This is a genomic window from Streptomyces sp. MMG1533 (assembly GCF_001279775.1).
In the GTDB taxonomy this organism is placed as follows: domain Bacteria; phylum Actinomycetota; class Actinomycetes; order Streptomycetales; family Streptomycetaceae; genus Streptomyces.
The window spans coordinates 95,790-110,359 of the sequence record NZ_LGDG01000028.1 but is presented as its reverse complement, the minus strand read 5'-3'; the positions used below and the strand labels follow the sequence as shown (position 1 = coordinate 110,359).

The 14,570-nt window shown below is 71.8% G+C and carries 18 protein-coding genes; 7 read left to right on the top strand and 11 right to left on the bottom strand.

The window, feature by feature from the left end; genetic code table 11:
- Positions 1–61 precede the first annotated feature (61 nt).
- The 3 genes from ADK57_RS06265 to ADK57_RS06255 form a co-directional block, all read right to left on the bottom strand.
- A complete protein-coding gene (locus ADK57_RS06265; protein WP_053748331.1) occupies positions 62–1,063 on the bottom strand; it encodes a hypothetical protein in 1,002 nt (333 codons plus the stop codon).
- Positions 1,060–1,416: a PadR family transcriptional regulator gene (locus ADK57_RS06260; protein WP_053748330.1), complete on the bottom strand. Its 357-nt coding sequence runs from the start codon at positions 1,414–1,416 to the stop codon at positions 1,060–1,062. The genes ADK57_RS06265 and ADK57_RS06260 overlap by 4 nt, the downstream gene beginning before the upstream one ends.
- Positions 1,417–1,760: 344 nt before the next feature.
- Positions 1,761–2,555, bottom strand: a complete 795-nt coding sequence (locus ADK57_RS06255; RefSeq protein ID WP_053748329.1) for an SDR family NAD(P)-dependent oxidoreductase — start codon at positions 2,553–2,555, stop codon at positions 1,761–1,763.
- A gap of 193 nt (positions 2,556–2,748) precedes the next feature.
- Here ADK57_RS06255 and ADK57_RS06250 point away from each other — a divergent pair, with 193 nt between their 5' ends.
- Positions 2,749–3,894, top strand: coding sequence for a hypothetical protein (locus ADK57_RS06250; protein WP_053748328.1), 1,146 nt, complete (start codon positions 2,749–2,751; stop codon positions 3,892–3,894).
- Here the strand turns inward: ADK57_RS06250 and ADK57_RS06245 are convergent.
- Positions 3,887–4,573 carry a maleylpyruvate isomerase N-terminal domain-containing protein gene (locus tag ADK57_RS06245; RefSeq protein ID WP_053748327.1) on the bottom strand — a complete coding sequence of 229 codons (687 nt, stop codon included), beginning with the start codon at positions 4,571–4,573 and terminating at the stop codon, positions 3,887–3,889. The two genes, ADK57_RS06250 and ADK57_RS06245, sit on opposite strands and share 8 nt — an antisense overlap.
- Positions 4,574–4,616: 43 nt before the next feature.
- Positions 4,617–5,666 (bottom strand): hypothetical protein, encoded by a 1,050-nt coding sequence (locus tag ADK57_RS06240; RefSeq protein ID WP_234389995.1) that lies wholly within the window; start codon positions 5,664–5,666, stop codon positions 4,617–4,619.
- 215 nt (positions 5,667–5,881) lie between these two features.
- On the opposite strand from ADK57_RS06240, the gene ADK57_RS06235 reads away from it, so the two are divergent.
- From ADK57_RS06235 to tgmB, 3 genes are all read left to right on the top strand, one after another.
- A complete protein-coding gene (locus tag ADK57_RS06235; RefSeq protein WP_053748326.1) occupies positions 5,882–6,175 on the top strand; it encodes a YkvA family protein in 294 nt (97 codons plus the stop codon).
- Positions 6,176–6,306: 131 nt separating this feature from the next.
- Entirely contained in the window at positions 6,307–6,498 is a 192-nt protein-coding gene (tgmA, locus tag ADK57_RS06230) for a putative ATP-grasp-modified RiPP (RefSeq protein WP_053748325.1), read from the top strand.
- 16 nt (positions 6,499–6,514) lie between these two features.
- The gene (gene tgmB, locus ADK57_RS06225) at positions 6,515–7,498 is read left to right on the top strand and encodes an ATP-grasp ribosomal peptide maturase (protein ID WP_053748324.1); all 984 of its coding nucleotides are present in this window, start codon (positions 6,515–6,517) and stop codon (positions 7,496–7,498) included.
- 7 nt (positions 7,499–7,505) lie between these two features.
- On the opposite strand, the gene ADK57_RS06220 is transcribed toward tgmB, so the two are convergent.
- Positions 7,506–7,736 carry a hypothetical protein gene (locus ADK57_RS06220; RefSeq protein WP_053748323.1) on the bottom strand — a complete coding sequence of 77 codons (231 nt, stop codon included), beginning with the start codon at positions 7,734–7,736 and terminating at the stop codon, positions 7,506–7,508.
- Between the two features lie 126 nt (positions 7,737–7,862).
- A complete protein-coding gene (locus ADK57_RS06215; protein WP_053748322.1) occupies positions 7,863–8,333 on the bottom strand; it encodes a hypothetical protein in 471 nt (156 codons plus the stop codon).
- A 193-nt stretch (positions 8,334–8,526) separates the two neighbouring features.
- Between ADK57_RS06215 and ADK57_RS06210 the strand changes: the two genes are divergently transcribed.
- Positions 8,527–9,501, top strand: coding sequence for a GlxA family transcriptional regulator (locus ADK57_RS06210; RefSeq protein WP_053748369.1), 975 nt, complete (start codon positions 8,527–8,529; stop codon positions 9,499–9,501).
- A gap of 27 nt (positions 9,502–9,528) precedes the next feature.
- Here ADK57_RS06210 and ADK57_RS06205 read toward each other — a convergent pair whose 3' ends face one another.
- The 4 genes from ADK57_RS06205 to ADK57_RS06190 form a co-directional block, all read right to left on the bottom strand.
- Positions 9,529–9,786: a DUF5133 domain-containing protein gene (locus ADK57_RS06205; RefSeq protein ID WP_053748321.1), complete on the bottom strand. Its 258-nt coding sequence runs from the start codon at positions 9,784–9,786 to the stop codon at positions 9,529–9,531.
- Between the two features lie 147 nt (positions 9,787–9,933).
- Entirely contained in the window at positions 9,934–11,706 is a 1,773-nt protein-coding gene (locus ADK57_RS06200) for an ABC transporter ATP-binding protein (RefSeq protein ID WP_053748320.1), read from the bottom strand.
- 155 nt (positions 11,707–11,861) lie between these two features.
- A complete protein-coding gene (locus tag ADK57_RS06195) occupies positions 11,862–12,407 on the bottom strand; it encodes a hypothetical protein (protein ID WP_053748319.1) in 546 nt (181 codons plus the stop codon).
- A 41-nt stretch (positions 12,408–12,448) separates the two neighbouring features.
- Complete coding sequence (locus tag ADK57_RS06190; RefSeq protein WP_078972979.1) at positions 12,449–12,940, bottom strand: ATP-binding protein; 492 nt, start codon at positions 12,938–12,940, stop codon at positions 12,449–12,451.
- Between the two features lie 279 nt (positions 12,941–13,219).
- Between ADK57_RS06190 and ADK57_RS06185 the strand changes: the two genes are divergently transcribed.
- On the top strand, positions 13,220–13,450 hold the full coding sequence (locus ADK57_RS06185; protein ID WP_053748367.1) for a DUF397 domain-containing protein: 231 nt from the start codon (positions 13,220–13,222) through the stop codon (positions 13,448–13,450).
- Between the two features lie 174 nt (positions 13,451–13,624).
- Positions 13,625–14,542, top strand: a complete 918-nt coding sequence (locus ADK57_RS06180) for a helix-turn-helix domain-containing protein (RefSeq protein ID WP_053748318.1) — start codon at positions 13,625–13,627, stop codon at positions 14,540–14,542.
- Positions 14,543–14,570: the final 28 nt, after the last annotated feature.

Below are 14,570 nucleotides of genomic sequence, written 5' to 3'. Positions count from 1 at the left end.
GGTCCGTCGAGGCCGTTTTCCGTCCTACGACGGCCGGGCGGGAGTAGGGGCGGGCCCGCTCTCAGCGCGTGGTCAGGTCGCGGCCGCCCACTACGGCCAGCGCCGCGACCAGCACTGCGAGCACTCCCGTCTGGCCGAGGACTCCGCCGAGGTACCCGTCAGTCATGGAGACGTCGAGCCACGGGTACACCGCGGCGACGCGGACAGCGAGGATCAGCAGACCCAGTACGGCGAGGGCGACCCCGCCGCACGCGGTGCTCCGGTCCGTGCGGCGGCTGCGCCACAGGAGCCAGCCGAGCGCTCCGACCGCGAAGCAGGTGGCCGGTGCCCAGACCGCGTCGGCCGCGATGGGCAGCAGCACAACGGAGCCACCCATCACCACACAGCAGGCCGTGAAGACGAGCCCGGGCGCACCGGCGGGCAGGGCGGCGGGCGGGGCGTCGCGGTGGTGGCCCGCACAGAGCGCCAGCGCCGGCAGCCACGCGAAGAGCGCGGTGGCGGTGGCGTACAGCGGCTCCGGCGGGACCGCCTCACTCATCAGGGGGCCGACGAGCGGCCACAGCGTGGGCAGCGCGGCGAGCAGTACGGCCGCCCGGGCGAGGCGTCGGCGGTCGTGCAGGAGCGCGAAGTAGCCGGCCGTCCACAGCAGGGGCAGGATCCACTCGGCGCCGGCGACGACTGCGGCGGGCAGTCCGCGCGTGGTGAACTCCGAGAGGAACATGTTCCACTGGGCGGGGCCATGGGTCGAAGCCCAGGTCAGCGACAGGCTCCGGTCCGCGACCGCCCAGGCCGCCTGGAGCAGCACGGCGAACAGGGCGAAGAGGCGGACGGCCGATCCGAGGCGCTCGTAGGGCCGTGGCACACCGGCGGTGCCCAGCCTGCTGCGCAGCGCGAGGGCGGCGATGCTCGCCACCTCGCCGAGCGTGGGCCGGCTCTGGTCCTGGGTGTCCCGGTCGACGTCCCACAGGTAGATCTCGACCATCTCCTCCTCGCGCTCCCGGCGGTAGTACGCGGGAAGCAACCGGAGGACGGCGCGGTAGCGCGTTTCGAGCAGCGTCGTCATGCGAGGCCTCCCGCGAGTCCCGGTCCGGCGGCGGTTCCGGGGGCGCGGCGGCCCTCGGCGATCCGCTCCCTGGCCGCGCTGGCGCCGGCCGCCATCCGCTCCGCCTCGGCGGCGAGGGCACGGACGCCCTCATCGGTGAGGCGGTAGTAGCGCCGGAGCCGGCCCTCGTGCACCTCCTCGCGGTCCAGGACGATCAGCCCGTCCGCGGTGAGCCGGTCCAGCACTCCGTACAGCGTGCCGACGCGCAGTTGTACGGTGCCGTCGGACAGATCCTCGACCTCCCGCAGGATCCCGTACCCGTGCCGCGGCTGGTCGGCCAGGGCGGTGAGGACGAAGAACGCCGCCTGGGTCATGCTCCTCATTGCCATGCAGCCAGGATATATCGGCTCCCGATATATCCTGGCTGCATGAGTAGGCGCGGGCGTGTCCGTGTGTCACGGCCGCCGACACGGGCTCCGGGGACAACGTCCCGGGCGGGGGCCTGAATGGGAACCATGGGCGTTCGGCAGGGACGACAGGTTCGGCGGGCTTCGGGACGTTCACCCGCCGGCCGCCGTGCCGTGGTGAACAGGGCCCGCCCCAATGCGGATGGTGGGCGGGCCCTGTTCGGGGAGCCATTGTGGTGGGCCTGCCATGGGCGGGGCAGGAGTGAACGACTGTCGATCGGTGCGGACGATTCGCGCCCCGAGTGCGCTCGCTACGGGAGGATCGAGTCCACGTAGCCGCCGTCCACGCGGACGGCGCCGCCGGTGGTCGCGGAGGCCTGCTCGGAGCTCAGGCAGACCACCATGTTGGCGATCTCCTCGGGCTCGATCAGGCGTTGGAGCAGCGACTGGGGGCGGTGGTCGCGCATGAACACGCGCTGCGCCTGCTCCCAGGGCAGGTCGCGGTCGACGAGTTCGTACACGAAGTCCTCGACACCCTCCGTGTGGGTGGGCCCGGCGATCACGGAGTTGACGGTGACGCCGCTGCCGGCCGCCTCCTTGGCGAAACCGCGGCCGACCGCGAGCAGTGCGGCCTTCGACATGCCGTAGTGGATCATCTCGGCCGGGACGACGACGGCCGAGTCGCTCGCGATGTACAGGACGCGGCCCCAGCCCCGGTCCCTCATCCGGGGGAGATACGCGCGGGTCAGCCAGACGCCTGCCAGGACGTTGATCTCGAAGTAGCGGCGCCATTCGTCGTCGCTGATCTCCAGTGCGGGCCTGGGGCCGAAGATGCCGAGGTTGTTGACCAGGATGTCGACGTCGGGGAGCGCGTCGACCGCCCGGGCGGCGCCCTCCTCGGTGCCCAGGTCCGCCGCGACGGGCACGAACTCCCCGTCCGGCACCTGCGACCGCAGCTCGTCGACGCTCTCGTCCAGCCGGTCTGCACGGCGTCCGTTGACGCCCACGCGCGCCCCTGCGCGGGCGAGACCTGCGGCGATCGCCGCGCCGATGCCCTGGGAGGGGCCCGTCACCAGCGCGGTGCGCCCCGTCAGGTCGAGGTGCATGAGGGCGCTCCTTCTCGCGCGGTACGGTCGGCCGTTGTGCTCCTGCCCACGGTCGCCGACGATCCACGTCACCGCAGGCGGGAACATCACCGCCGGACACGCGCCCGTCCACGGGCCGGACCCCCGGTTGATCTCCACCCGCCTGCGGTGACGATACTGAGACTCGCACCCGCCCCCACTCACAGATGGATCCATGCCAAGCACCCCCAACGACCGCCCGACCACTCCCCCCACGATCTGGCCGGCCCGCGGCCGCCATCTCGGTCCGGACGCGGACGACGTGCTCCGGCGCCGACTGCGGCGTCTCAAGGAGGACCAGGTCCTCGACGACTTCCTGGCACCGCCCGCGACCGAGGACGCCCCGGAGCGGATCTTCGAGGCCCGATGGCGGGTCACGGGTGAGGTGACCGTACGCGCCCGGCTGACGCTCGCCCCCGGAGCGGGCGACGGGTCCGAGTGGACGCTGGTGGCAGAGGCGGAAGAGCCGTGGCACCCGTCGTGGCCCTCTCCCGCCACCATGTTCTGGCCGGACACGCCGGACGCCGCCTGGGACCACGAGGCCGCCACCGGCCTGCCCTGCCGGGACCTCAGCCTCCTGCCCTCGGACGACAAGGTCATACGGCGCCTGTTCAAGGACGCCGTGCGCGGCTGGGCGGTCCACGTCGTCGTCCACGAGGCCATGACCACCGACGAACGCGGCCGCCGCCCGCTGACCCGACTGCTGCCGCCGAGTCTGCGGCACCGGGTGGTCGAGCACCGGGCGGCCCCGCACCAGCTGCGGGTCGTGAACTGGGCCCTGCGGGATCTCGGAGTGGAAGTGCCGCGCGGCGGGGCCGTGGTCCTGCCCGGGCACCCGGTGCCGCCCGGCTACGGCGACGGCGACTTCTCCGTCCGCAGCGTCTTCCTCGACGGCTCGGAACCGACCGAGCTGATCGAGACCGTGACCCGTTACGCCGCGCTGCCGCAGCCTCTGCCGGCCGGTGCCGACGAGGCGATCACCGCGCTGCGGGAGCAGTGGCAGCTTTTGACCCTGGAGGAGGAACTCGCCCGCGAGCGCGGTCTGGTGGCCATGTACGCCGAGGCGCTGGAGGCCATGACCAAGTCCCGGGACCTGTACCGGGAGGCCGCCGAGCGGGCCAACGAGGCGCTGGCCGCCTTCCGCGAGTCCGCGCCCGGCCCGGCGTACGACGAGTCGACCGGTGCGCCCGCCGGATCGCCGTTCCAGCAGCTGACCCGGACGTTCGAACGTCTCAAGGTCTCCACCAAGGCGCTGCGCCCCGCCCGTGCGGACAGCGACGGCGAGGGCCCGGCGGACACGTCCGGGCGCGAGGTCAGCTGAAGAGCGGGAGACGCTCTGCGTCAGGCCCCAGAGCGAGGCGTTCCGCCACCGTGAGGGGTGCGCGGCCGGTGGCGGCGCGAGCGTAGTGCTCGTCGCCCCACTCCAGCGGGACGGGCCGCCCCAGCAGGCCGTCCAGCGTGGCGCGTACGGCGGCCAGGCCCGTCGGCGCCGGCCCCGGGGCCGTGGGCAGCCGCGTGACGAGGTCTAGGTGGTGGATGCTCGCCTCGACGGCGAGCGTGAGCATCAGGTCCCCGGCGGTCAGGACGTGGCCCTGCGTGGTGACGCGGCCGTCGGACCGGGCCGCCGCCGCGGCCGTCACGGTGGCCGCCGTGGTCTCCAGGTACAGCTCCTTCAGCTGACGGAAGTCGAGGAACATACTGGCGCCGACCCGGTTCCAGCGCCGCCCGTTGGCCGCGCCGACCGGATCCGGTGCCCAGTCCTGCCAGTAGGTGACGGCATCGCGGTCGGCCGGCTCGGAGGCGGGCGTGTGCAGCGCCACGAGGGCGCGCTGGGCGTCCCCGGCACAGTGGAACACCAGATCACGGACCGCCCAGCCCGCGCAGTCCGTGGGCAGCCAGGACTCCTCGTCCCCGAGGGGACGGACCACGGCCGCGAAGGCCTCGTAGGCGGCTCGCAGCACCTCGGCCGGGTGGGAACGGGTCACGTGATCCGCAGTCATGACGGCAGCCTAGGCAGGCGGCGTCGGGGCACGCAGCGGGGTTTCAGTCGGCGATGCCGTTCGCCTCGGCCCTCGGCCGTTCCGCCGCGCCCCTGTCCGGTGGCTGCGGCAAAGCCAGGTGTGCCAGCAGGGCGGTGAGGGCGGCCGAGGACGCGCAGACGGCGGCCGCACCGACGAGCCAGTCCGGGGCGAGGGAGAGGTCCATGGCCCGGGAAAGCCCCGCCGAGTGGAACCGGCTCTCGAACAACTGGGCCGCGGCCGGCATCGCCGGCACCAGCACCGCCGCCACGAGCACCGGCATGGCGGGCAGCCGCACCGTCAAGAGCAGCCCCAGGGCGAGGCACAGGACCGACACGCCGAGGGCGAGCCCGTAGACGCGCACGGACGCGCCCTCCCGGTACGGCGGGAAGCAGAGCAGTCCGCAGACGACGAGGGCAAGGGCGACGACCCGGCCCGGCCAGAACCCGGGCTCGACCTGCTGCCCCCGGGCACGGCCGGACAGCGGGTCGGCGATGTGGTCCGGCCGGGCACCGCCCTCGGCGGATGCGGCGTCCCCGTCGGCTGCTCCCCGGCCCGGCCCGGCCTGTACCGACACCGGCGAGCAGAGGTCCGCCGGCCGCTCCACGGCGAGCCGCCCGATGAGATCCACGAGTTCCTCGACGGGCCGGCCGGTGGCGACCGCCCGGACCGTCTCCTGGCCGCAGTGCGGTTCCGGCGGCGTCCGGTGCAGCCGCGCCACCAGCCGGGTCACATCCTCCGGCGGACGGCACTCGGCCGCCGCGTGGATCGCCTCGTCCGCGCTTTCGGCGTCGCGCGGCGGCCGGGCCAGCAGGGCCGCCAACCGGGTGACGTCCTCCTCGGACCGGTCGACGCCGACCGCGCGCAGTGCGGCGGCGGTGGCCTGTGCGTACTCCGGCGATCGTTCGAGCAGCGTGACGAGGTGGACGATGTCCTCCAGGGACCGGTCGGCCACGGCGGCACGGACGAGTTCGCCGACCGGATCGCCGTACGACGACGCGACGGCGGGGCCGGCCGGTTCGGCGCAGGGTATGCCGGCTTCGTTCGAGGGGGCTTCTGACGGACGGGGCGTCATCTCGGCTCCAGGGGAAGGCTGCGGTCGCTCCTGCACCCCCGATGTGCGACAGGCGACGTTACGGTGACCATTACTAAGCGCCCCCGCCGAGGCGTGCCACTCGGGTGACCCACAGGTATGAGCGCCGGTTCGGCAGGCCATACCGGGGCCGTAACCGGGAATCCGACATGTGACGGGCGCTCGGTGCCGCCCGCCGGAGGAGGAGGGGGCGGGCCGTGGATTCCACCACAACGGTGATCGTCGTCGCCGCGGTGCTCGCGGTACTGGTACTGGCCGTCGCCGTGCTGCTGCTGGTGCGGCTCGTGCGGGCCCGGCGCAGTCTGCGGCGGGCGGGCCTGCCGACCGGGCCGCGCTGGGTCTTCTGGGGTGCCTTGCTGTACTTCGTGCTGCCGACCGACCTGCTGCCCGATCCGGTGTACCTGGACGACATCGGCGTACTCCTTCTGGCGCTGCGCACCATGCGCGCCTCCCCCGAAGCACCCGAGCGCGGTGCACCGAACGGGCCATGACTACGCACTGTAAGGAAACCAATCACCCGTTCGATTCGTATAAGTCTCTGGAAGCCCGAGGAAGTCGGCGGACCGAGCGAGGCCGCAGGGTGACCGTCGTTTGATCGAGCAGCACCGGCGAGGGAGAGACGATGCAACCGTTCGCGCTCAACTACGCACGTCCGGCAGCGGAGTTGGAAGCCACCACTCCGTACGTCTATGACTCCGGACTGCAGTTGAACGTGCTCTTCGACGGGCGGATCGCCGCCCGCGACCACGGCCTGATGAGGGAACTGGGGACCACGACATCCACCGCGGGCTCCAAGACCCACTTCGACGACTGAACACGGCGCGGCCGAAATGACCGTGTTGATTCTGACCTGCGAAGAGGACGTGACCGCCGACATGGTGGTCGCGCACCTCAACGCGACGGGGGTTCCGGTGGTCCGGCTCGACCCCGCCGACCTGACCGGCGGGGTGGCGCTGTCCGGCGAGTTCGTGCACGGCACCTTTCGGGGCCATCTGTCGTCCGGGGGGCGCCTGGTGAGCATCGGCGGGCTGCGGTCCGTCTGGGTGCGCAGGCCGGGGATCCCGGCCGCGCGGGCGGCCGCGCCCTCCGCCTGGCTGACCGAGGAGGCCTCACAGGCGCTCTACGGACTGCTCCGCGGCTGCGGCGCGCGCTGGATGAACCATCCCGACGCGGCGCGCCGGGCCCGCCACAAGCCCTGGCAGCTCCGGCTCGCCCAGCGGTGCGGTCTGCCCGTGCCGGCCACCCTCATCACGACGTTTCCGCAGGCCGCCCGCGAGTTCGCGGACCGCTACCCGGACCTGGTGGTCAAGCCGGTCTCCGGCGCGCATCCGCAGGACCCGCCCCGGGCGGTGCCGACCAGCCGCGTCGCCCCGGACACCGACTTCGCTGCCGTCGCGTTCGGCCCGACGCTGCTGCAACGGCGGGTCGCCAAGCGGGCCGACATCCGCCTGACCGTCGTGGGCGAGCGGATGCTGGCCGCCCGCAAGGCGGTCCCCGACGACGCCGACCCCGGCGAGGTGGACGTCCGCTTCACGCCCAGCACCGTGCCCTGGTGCCCCGTCGAGGTGCCGCCGCGTGTCGCCTCGGCGGTGCAGGCATACGTCCGGGACGGCGAACTGGCCTACGGCGCCTTCGACTTCGCGGAGGACGCGGACGGGACCTGGTGGTTCCTGGAGTGCAACCAGTCGGGGCAGTTCGGCTTCGTCGAGGTGGACACCGGCCAGCCGATAGCGCACAGCGTCGCCGAGTGGCTGGCCCGACCGGGCCCGCAGCCGCAGGCCCACGTCAACGGCGCCGACTCGGCGATGCGCTGAGTTCGGGTCAGTAGGGGCGCGGGCCGGGCAGGGCCGCACGCTGCCAGCCCGCGCCCGGGGCGGCCTGACGGTCGTTGGGGAGGGAGGGGGAGCCGAGGGAAGGGCCGAGGGAGGACTGCAGCGGTCGCATGACGTATTCCAGCTCCCTGCTCACCCGCTCGGCCTCCCTGCGTACCTGGGCGGGAACGTCGCCGCGCTCCGCGACGAGTCGGTCGTAGATGGGGGAATCCTGGAACACCCGTCAACGCGCCTTTCGTGTCACTGCCCATGCACTTGGGCACGACTGTCGAGTGTAGGCGCCCCCGCACACCGACACGCACATTCCGGCGGAGGGCTTGACGTCAACGCCGGTTGCCGTTAGCGCTCAGGCCCCGGTCGTGGAGCCCGGACGGACGATCATGAGAACGGTGACGGTCGCCCACAGCAGGTTGAAGATGCCGGTGAACATGGCGAGTTGCACCGTGCCGCTGCGCTCCACGCTCTTGTGCTCGGCGAGCTCACCGAGGAGTTCCTCCTGTCGGGGCAGCACGAAGGCGACCAGGACGCCGGCGGCCGCTGCGGTCAGGGCCATGGACGTGGTGAGCCAGCCGTCGCCCAGGACGCCCATCGCGGCCGCGGTGGCGAATCCGAGGACGGGGACCGCAAGGCCGATGGCGGAGTACACGCGGCAGATGCGGTGCAGGAGCCGTACGGTGCCGATCCCCGCCGTGTCGGGTCCGTCCGCGTCGACGGGGACGCGTCTCACGGCGGGCGGAAACATGCTGGCCGCGACGGTGACGGGGCCGACGGCCACGATGGCGGCCAGGACGTGCAGGGTCAGCAGGAACTTGGTCATCGGGTGGCGTGTCCTTCGGTGCTGCGAGCGACGGTGCCCGCCCAACCTAGGAAACGCGCGGGTGATCACACAGGGGCAGAAACGACAGGTTCCAACGGGTTCTCGCCAATGCCCTGGGCAGGGGCTTCACTCCCAACGCCCACCAGCAGACAGGGTTTACGGCCCTGGCGGGAACCCGCCTATCGTGACGGTCATGCACACAGTGGCGATCCTTGCTCTCGATCACGTGGTGCCGTTCGACATGGCGGCGCCCATGACGGTGTTCGACTGGACGCGGCTGCCCGACGGGCGCCGTCCGTACCGGGTGCGGCTGTGCGCGGAGTCGCCGGAGGTGCGCTCGGACGGTGGTTTCGGCCTACGGGTCGAGTGGGGTCTGGAGGCGCTGGCGGACGCCGACACGATCATCGTGCCGGGCTGCTCCGAGGATGCCGGGCCGCCTTCCCCCGCGGTGGTGGCGGCGCTGCGGCGGGCCGCCGAGTCGGGGACGCGGATCGCGTCCGTGTGCGTGGGCGCCTTCGTCCTGGCGGAGGCCGGACTGCTGGACGGGCTCGGTGCCACCACGCACTGGGTGGCCGCCGATGTGCTGGCCCGCCGTTTTCCGCAGGTCGACGTGCGGCCGGACGTGCTGTACGTCGACAACGGGCAGATCCTGACGTCGGCCGGGGCCGCCGCGGCCATGGACATGTGCCTGCACATGATCCGGCGGGATCTGGGCTCGGCCGTCGCCGCGCACTCCGCCCGGATGTCCGTCATGCCGCTGGAACGGGAGGGTGGGCAGGCCCAGTTCATCGTGCACGAGTTCCCGCCCGTACCGCAGGGCTCGACCCTCGAACCGCTCATGGAGTGGATCGAGGACCACCTGGCCGACGAGATCACCCTGGCGGGGATGGCGGCCCGCTCGGGCATGAGCGAGCGCACCTTCAGCCGTCGCTTCCGGGAGCAGACGGGCACCACGCCGTTGCAGTGGCTGCTGCGGGCGCGGGTGCGGCGTGCCCAGTTTCTGCTGGAGAACAGCGACCACCCGGTGGAACGGATCGCCCGGCAGGCGGGGTTCGGTTCGCCCACCGCGTTCCGCGAGCGCTTCCGCCGGGTGGTCGGCACCACCCCGCAGGCCTACCGCGCCGCGTTCCACGCGAAGACGGATGCCGTCCCGGCGGCACGCTCCTAGCCCTTCGGCCGCCGGGACGGTACGGCGTCACACGGCCAGCCGCAGACCGTTCTCCCCGTCCGGGTCGGTGGTGGCGGCCGGCGCGCGCCCGGCGCCGGCGAGCAGGGCGTCCGCCCTGCCGACCGCGTCGCGGATGTCGCTGGTCCCCATCATCACGCACAGCGTGTAGCTGACGTCCTCCAGTTCACGTGCCGTGGCCTCCCTTTCCCGCTCCGCCTGAGCGATCCGCAGCGATGCGTAGCGAGTCAGCAGCTTCCTGACGACCTTCGGGTCCGGAACGAGCACGTAGCGCCCCTCTCTCGATTTTTCGCTCCGTATGCCCGAACCGCGGAAGACCATTCATGTTCAGCACCTTCGGGGGCGCATTTGGCGCATTTTCGCTACGTTCCGACCTGCGCCCCACGTGCGCGGCAGCCCGCGGCTCGTACGCCCTCAGGCCACCTGTCCGCTGTGCAGTGCCGTGTACGCCCCTCCCCTGCGCAGGAGTTCCTCGTGTGTGCCGATCTCCTCGATGCGGCCGTCGCCCATCACCACGATGCGGTCCGCGCCGCGCACGGTCGACAGGCGGTGCGCGACCACGAACGTGGTGCGGCCGTGCAGCAGCCGGGCCAGCGCCTCCTGCACCAGCGCCTCCGACCTGGTGTCCAGCGCCGAGGTCGCCTCGTCGAGGATCAGGACCCGGGGGTCGCGGATCAGGGCACGGGCGATGGCCAGACGCTGGCGCTGCCCGCCGGAGAGCCGGGCCCCTCGTTCGCCGACCAGTGTGTCCAGTCCTTGCGGCAGCCGGTCGACGAACTCCAGCGCGTTGGCGTCGCGCAGAGCGGCCCGCACCGTCTCCGCGTCCGCGTCGGCGTCGTCCATGCCGTAGGCGACGTTCTCGCGGATCGTGCCGTCGAAGAGGATCGACTCCTGCGGCACCACCGACACGAACCGCCGGTACGTGCGCAGGTCCAGGGTGTTCATGTCGGCCCCGTCGAGCAGCAGCCGTCCCGAGGTCGGCCGGATGAAGCCGATGACGAGGTTGAGGACGGTGGACTTGCCCGCGCCGGACGCGCCGACCAGGGCGATGGTCTCGCCCGGTGCGACGGACAGGGTGAAGTCCCGTACGGCGGGCCGGCCGCTGTCGTACGCGTGGCCGACGCCTTCGAAGGTCACGGCGCCGCGCAGCGCGGTGAGGTGGGCCTTGCCCTCGTTGTCCTCCAGTTCGGGGGCCTGGAGGACCTCGCCGACCGAGCGGACGGACTCCAGGCCCTTGGTGATGACCGGGGCGAGGCCTGCCAACGTTGTCGTGGAGTTGGTGAGGGTGGTCAGGAAGGCGCTGAGCATGACGACGTCGCCGGCGGTGACGCCCCAGACGTCGTAGTACGACACCAGCGCCGCGCCGGCGAGGACGAGCACGCCCACGACGTTCAGGACGACCCAGGCCAGCGAGCCGAAGCGGCCGTTGACGAGGTCGAGGCGCATCCCGGACGTCAGGACCCGGTGCAGGGTGCCGTCCATGCGGCGCAGCGCCTTGCCCTCCAGGCCGTGGGCGCGGGTGACCGGGATGAGCCGGGTCATCTCCGTGACCCGGGAGGAAAGGGTTTCGACCTCGTGGCGGAAGTGCTCGTTGTGCGTGCGCAGCCGGGTCCTGAGGCGGGCGACGACGAGGGCGGCGGCGGGCACGACGACGAGGAAGACGGGGACGAACTCCGGTGTGCGGACGGCGATGATGACGAGGCCGCCGACGAGCACAGTGGTGGCGCCGAGCCCGGTCTCCGCGGTCTGCTGCACCATCTGCTCGACCGTCTCGACGTCGCGCACCACCTTCGCCTGCAGCACACCGGCGCTGACACGGGAGTGGTAGCCGATGGAAAGCTGCTGCATGCGCGTGCACAGCGCGGACCGCAGACCCGTGCCCATGCGGCGCACGCTGCCGTACAGGAGACGGACGTAGAGGATGTGCAGCGGGTAGTTGACCAGCAGGATGAACAGGATGATCCCGGTGCTCGTCCAGAGCTCGGAGATCGGCCGACGCTGGACGACAGTGTCGATGATGGACGCGGTGATCAGCGGCAGCAGCCACACGGGACTGTGTTTGACCGTGAAGATGCCCACCGCCGCGGCCAGGCGGTGTCGGTCGGCGTGGAACAGGTAGGCGAGGGTGCGTATCGGGTGTTCGCCTCGGTAGCGATGGTCGAGGGGTCTCTCGAGCGACGACGCCATCGGCGGTGGTCCTTCCCGGTTGCCGTCTTGGGGCAAGCGTTGCGAGGAAAGCACTGTGGGGCAAGCGCTTTCTCCCCCTGTGGACCATGACTACACCAGGCAGGGGAAGGCGTTTCCGGGAGGGAGGCGGCCGCGTGGTGGCGGGCCGCCGCTCGTCACTCGCCGAGCGTGCGGGCCAGTTCCGTGGTCGCCCGGGCGATCTCGGTGTCCTCCTCGGCCATCAGCCGCCGCAGGGCGCCACGCCGCTCGTGGACGGCCTGCCGCGCCTCGCGCTCCCACACCACGGGGTTCTCGCGGTGGTTGAGCAGCTTGGGGTAGACGGCGGCCGTGCTCTCCCACTGCCGGGCGTCGGCGATGCTCCGGAGCAGTTGGATGATCTCCGCGCGGCAGGTCACGTGCGGAAGCTGGGCGAGTTCCCACAGGAAGGGGACCGTGGCGGCGGTCGCCTGCTCCACCACGAAGCCGTACTGACAGATGCGCCGCCGCAGGTCGGCCAGGGCGGCCCGGGCGGTTTCGGCATCGCCCCAGGCGACGCTGCCCAGCAGCAGGGGGATGGCGGCCGCGCAGCCGGTGGAGTCCTTGATGTCCCGCCACGGCACCCGTTCCAACGCCATGAGGGGCGTGGTCCTGGCCACTCCGGTCGGCGGCAGGTGGCGGTCGGTGCGCTCGGTGCTCGGTTGGTGCGTCGGAGCGGTGCGCATGGCGTGGGGCCTTTCCGCGGCGGTCATGTCAGGAGGTGATCTCAGGGGGGAGGGCAGGTCGACAGCCTGGCCCAGACGGTCTTGCCGGCCGGGGGTCTGAGGGTCCAGCCCCATTCCTCGGCCAGGGCATCGACGATGCACAGACCTCGGCCGTGCTCCCGCAGGTCGGCGGCCTCGGCGCCGGTGAACTCGGGCGCGTTGTCGCCCGGGTCGGAGACGGTGAGCACCACATGGCCGGGGTCGAGCAGGAGCCCCAGCCACACCTCCGCCTCGCCCGCCGGCGCCCGGGGGACCGCGTGCGCCACAGCGTTGGCGGCGAGTTCGGTGATCACGAGGACGGCGTCGTCGCTGTGGTGATCCAGGGACCAGCCGCGCAAGGTCTCACGGGTGAAGGTGCGGGCCAGGGCGAACCCTTCCCCGCTGCATCTGATGCGCAGCGCGGCGGAGTCCGTGGCGTCGGCGGGCGGCGCGGGCATCAGGGGCGGCTGCTCACCGGAGTCCACCGATCGCGGTCCCGGCGGAAGGCCGGTCATGTCCGCTCCACCCGCTCCCGGCGCAGCCCGACTCGGCTCCCTGAGCACGTGGTTCACAGGTGACGACACGGCATCTCCCTGATGCGACGTCAAGACGGGGCGCCTCCACGGGGGTTGACGCCGCAGCTATTATCCACGCTGGAAGCGCCCGCGTGCAATTGCACGAGAAATTGCACGAAAGATTGGGTGGGGCGGGAGGGGCCGGTGACACCCGGCCCGGCCCTCCCGGGCAGCCGGACACAACGCTCGGCGAGGAACGTGTACAGCAAGGAGAATGCGGTGCCACCAGTGCAGAACGGTGTGCGGGCGAGTTCGTTGGACGCCCGCTGGATCAAGAGCCGGCGCAGCAACGCCGAGGGCAACTGTGTCGAAGTGGCCACTCTGGTCGACGGGGGCATCGCGGTGCGCAACTCCCGTTTCCCCGACGGGCCCGCGCTCGTGTACACCCCGGCCGAGGTGGCCGCCTTCGTCGCGGGTGCCAAGGAGGGCGAGTTCGACCATCTGCTCTGAACTCACCCTGCTCTGAGCTCACCCTGCTGTGAGCTCTCCCTGACGTGAGTTCACCCTGCTCTGAGCCCTCCGGCCGGGCGTGGGTCAACTCCCTTGCGTGTACGGATGGATGCGCTGCGAGACGGTGAGTGCGATAGTGTAAGTCGCCTCTATGCCGGTTCATTGGGAGTCTGGATGTCCGCCGATTCGCAGCGCATCTCCCGACTGCAGCCGTACCTGGACCGGCCCGAGCCGGCCCCGACCTTGCTGAAGATGCTGGTCGGCGTGCAGTTGGCGGGTTTCCGTGAGGACGCCGGGTTCGCTCAGGAGCAGGCGGCGCGGAAGCTCGGGTTCAGTGCGGCAAAACTGTCCCGCATCGAGTCGGGCAAGGGCCGCCGGCCGCCGGCGGAGAGCGACGTCCGCGCGCTGCTGGAGTTGTACGGCACCGAGGAGTACGAGGCCTCGGTGCTGCTGAAGTTGCTGCAGCGTGCCGGTGAGCCGGGCTGGTGGCAGCGTTACGACAAGCGGTTGATGCCCGAGTGGTTCGACCGGCTGGTCGGCCTTCAGGAGGCGGCCGCCGCGATCCGTACGTTCGAGATCCAGTACGTTCCCGGCCTGTTGCAGACCCCGGACTACACGCGGGCGGTGGTGGAGCGTGGTCTGCCCACCGCGGCCCCCGCCGAGGTCCGGCGGCGCGTGGAACTGCGCACCCGGCGCGCGGAGTTGCTGCTGCGCGCGGACGCCCCGCAGCTGTGGGCGGTGATCGACGAGTCGGTCCTGCTGCGTGTCCTGGGCAGCAAGGACGTGATGCGTGCGCAGCTGGAGCACCTCGTCGAGATGGCCCAGCGGCCCAACGTGACCGTACAGATCGTGCCGTTGGACGTCACGAACGCCTCGGCGCCGTCCATCCCGATCACGTATCTCCGCTTCGGCGGCCTGGACCTGCCCGACGTCGTCTACCTCGAGCACATCAAGAGCGCGAACTTCCTCGAGGACCAGGACGAGACCGAGGAGTACCGGCTGGCGCTGGACCGGCTGGCCGACGATGCGCTCGAACCGCGGGATTCGCTGGAGCTGCTGCGGGAGACGATGAAGCAGCGCTACGGCGGATGAGGCCCGGCATCGCATGACAACGCCCCTC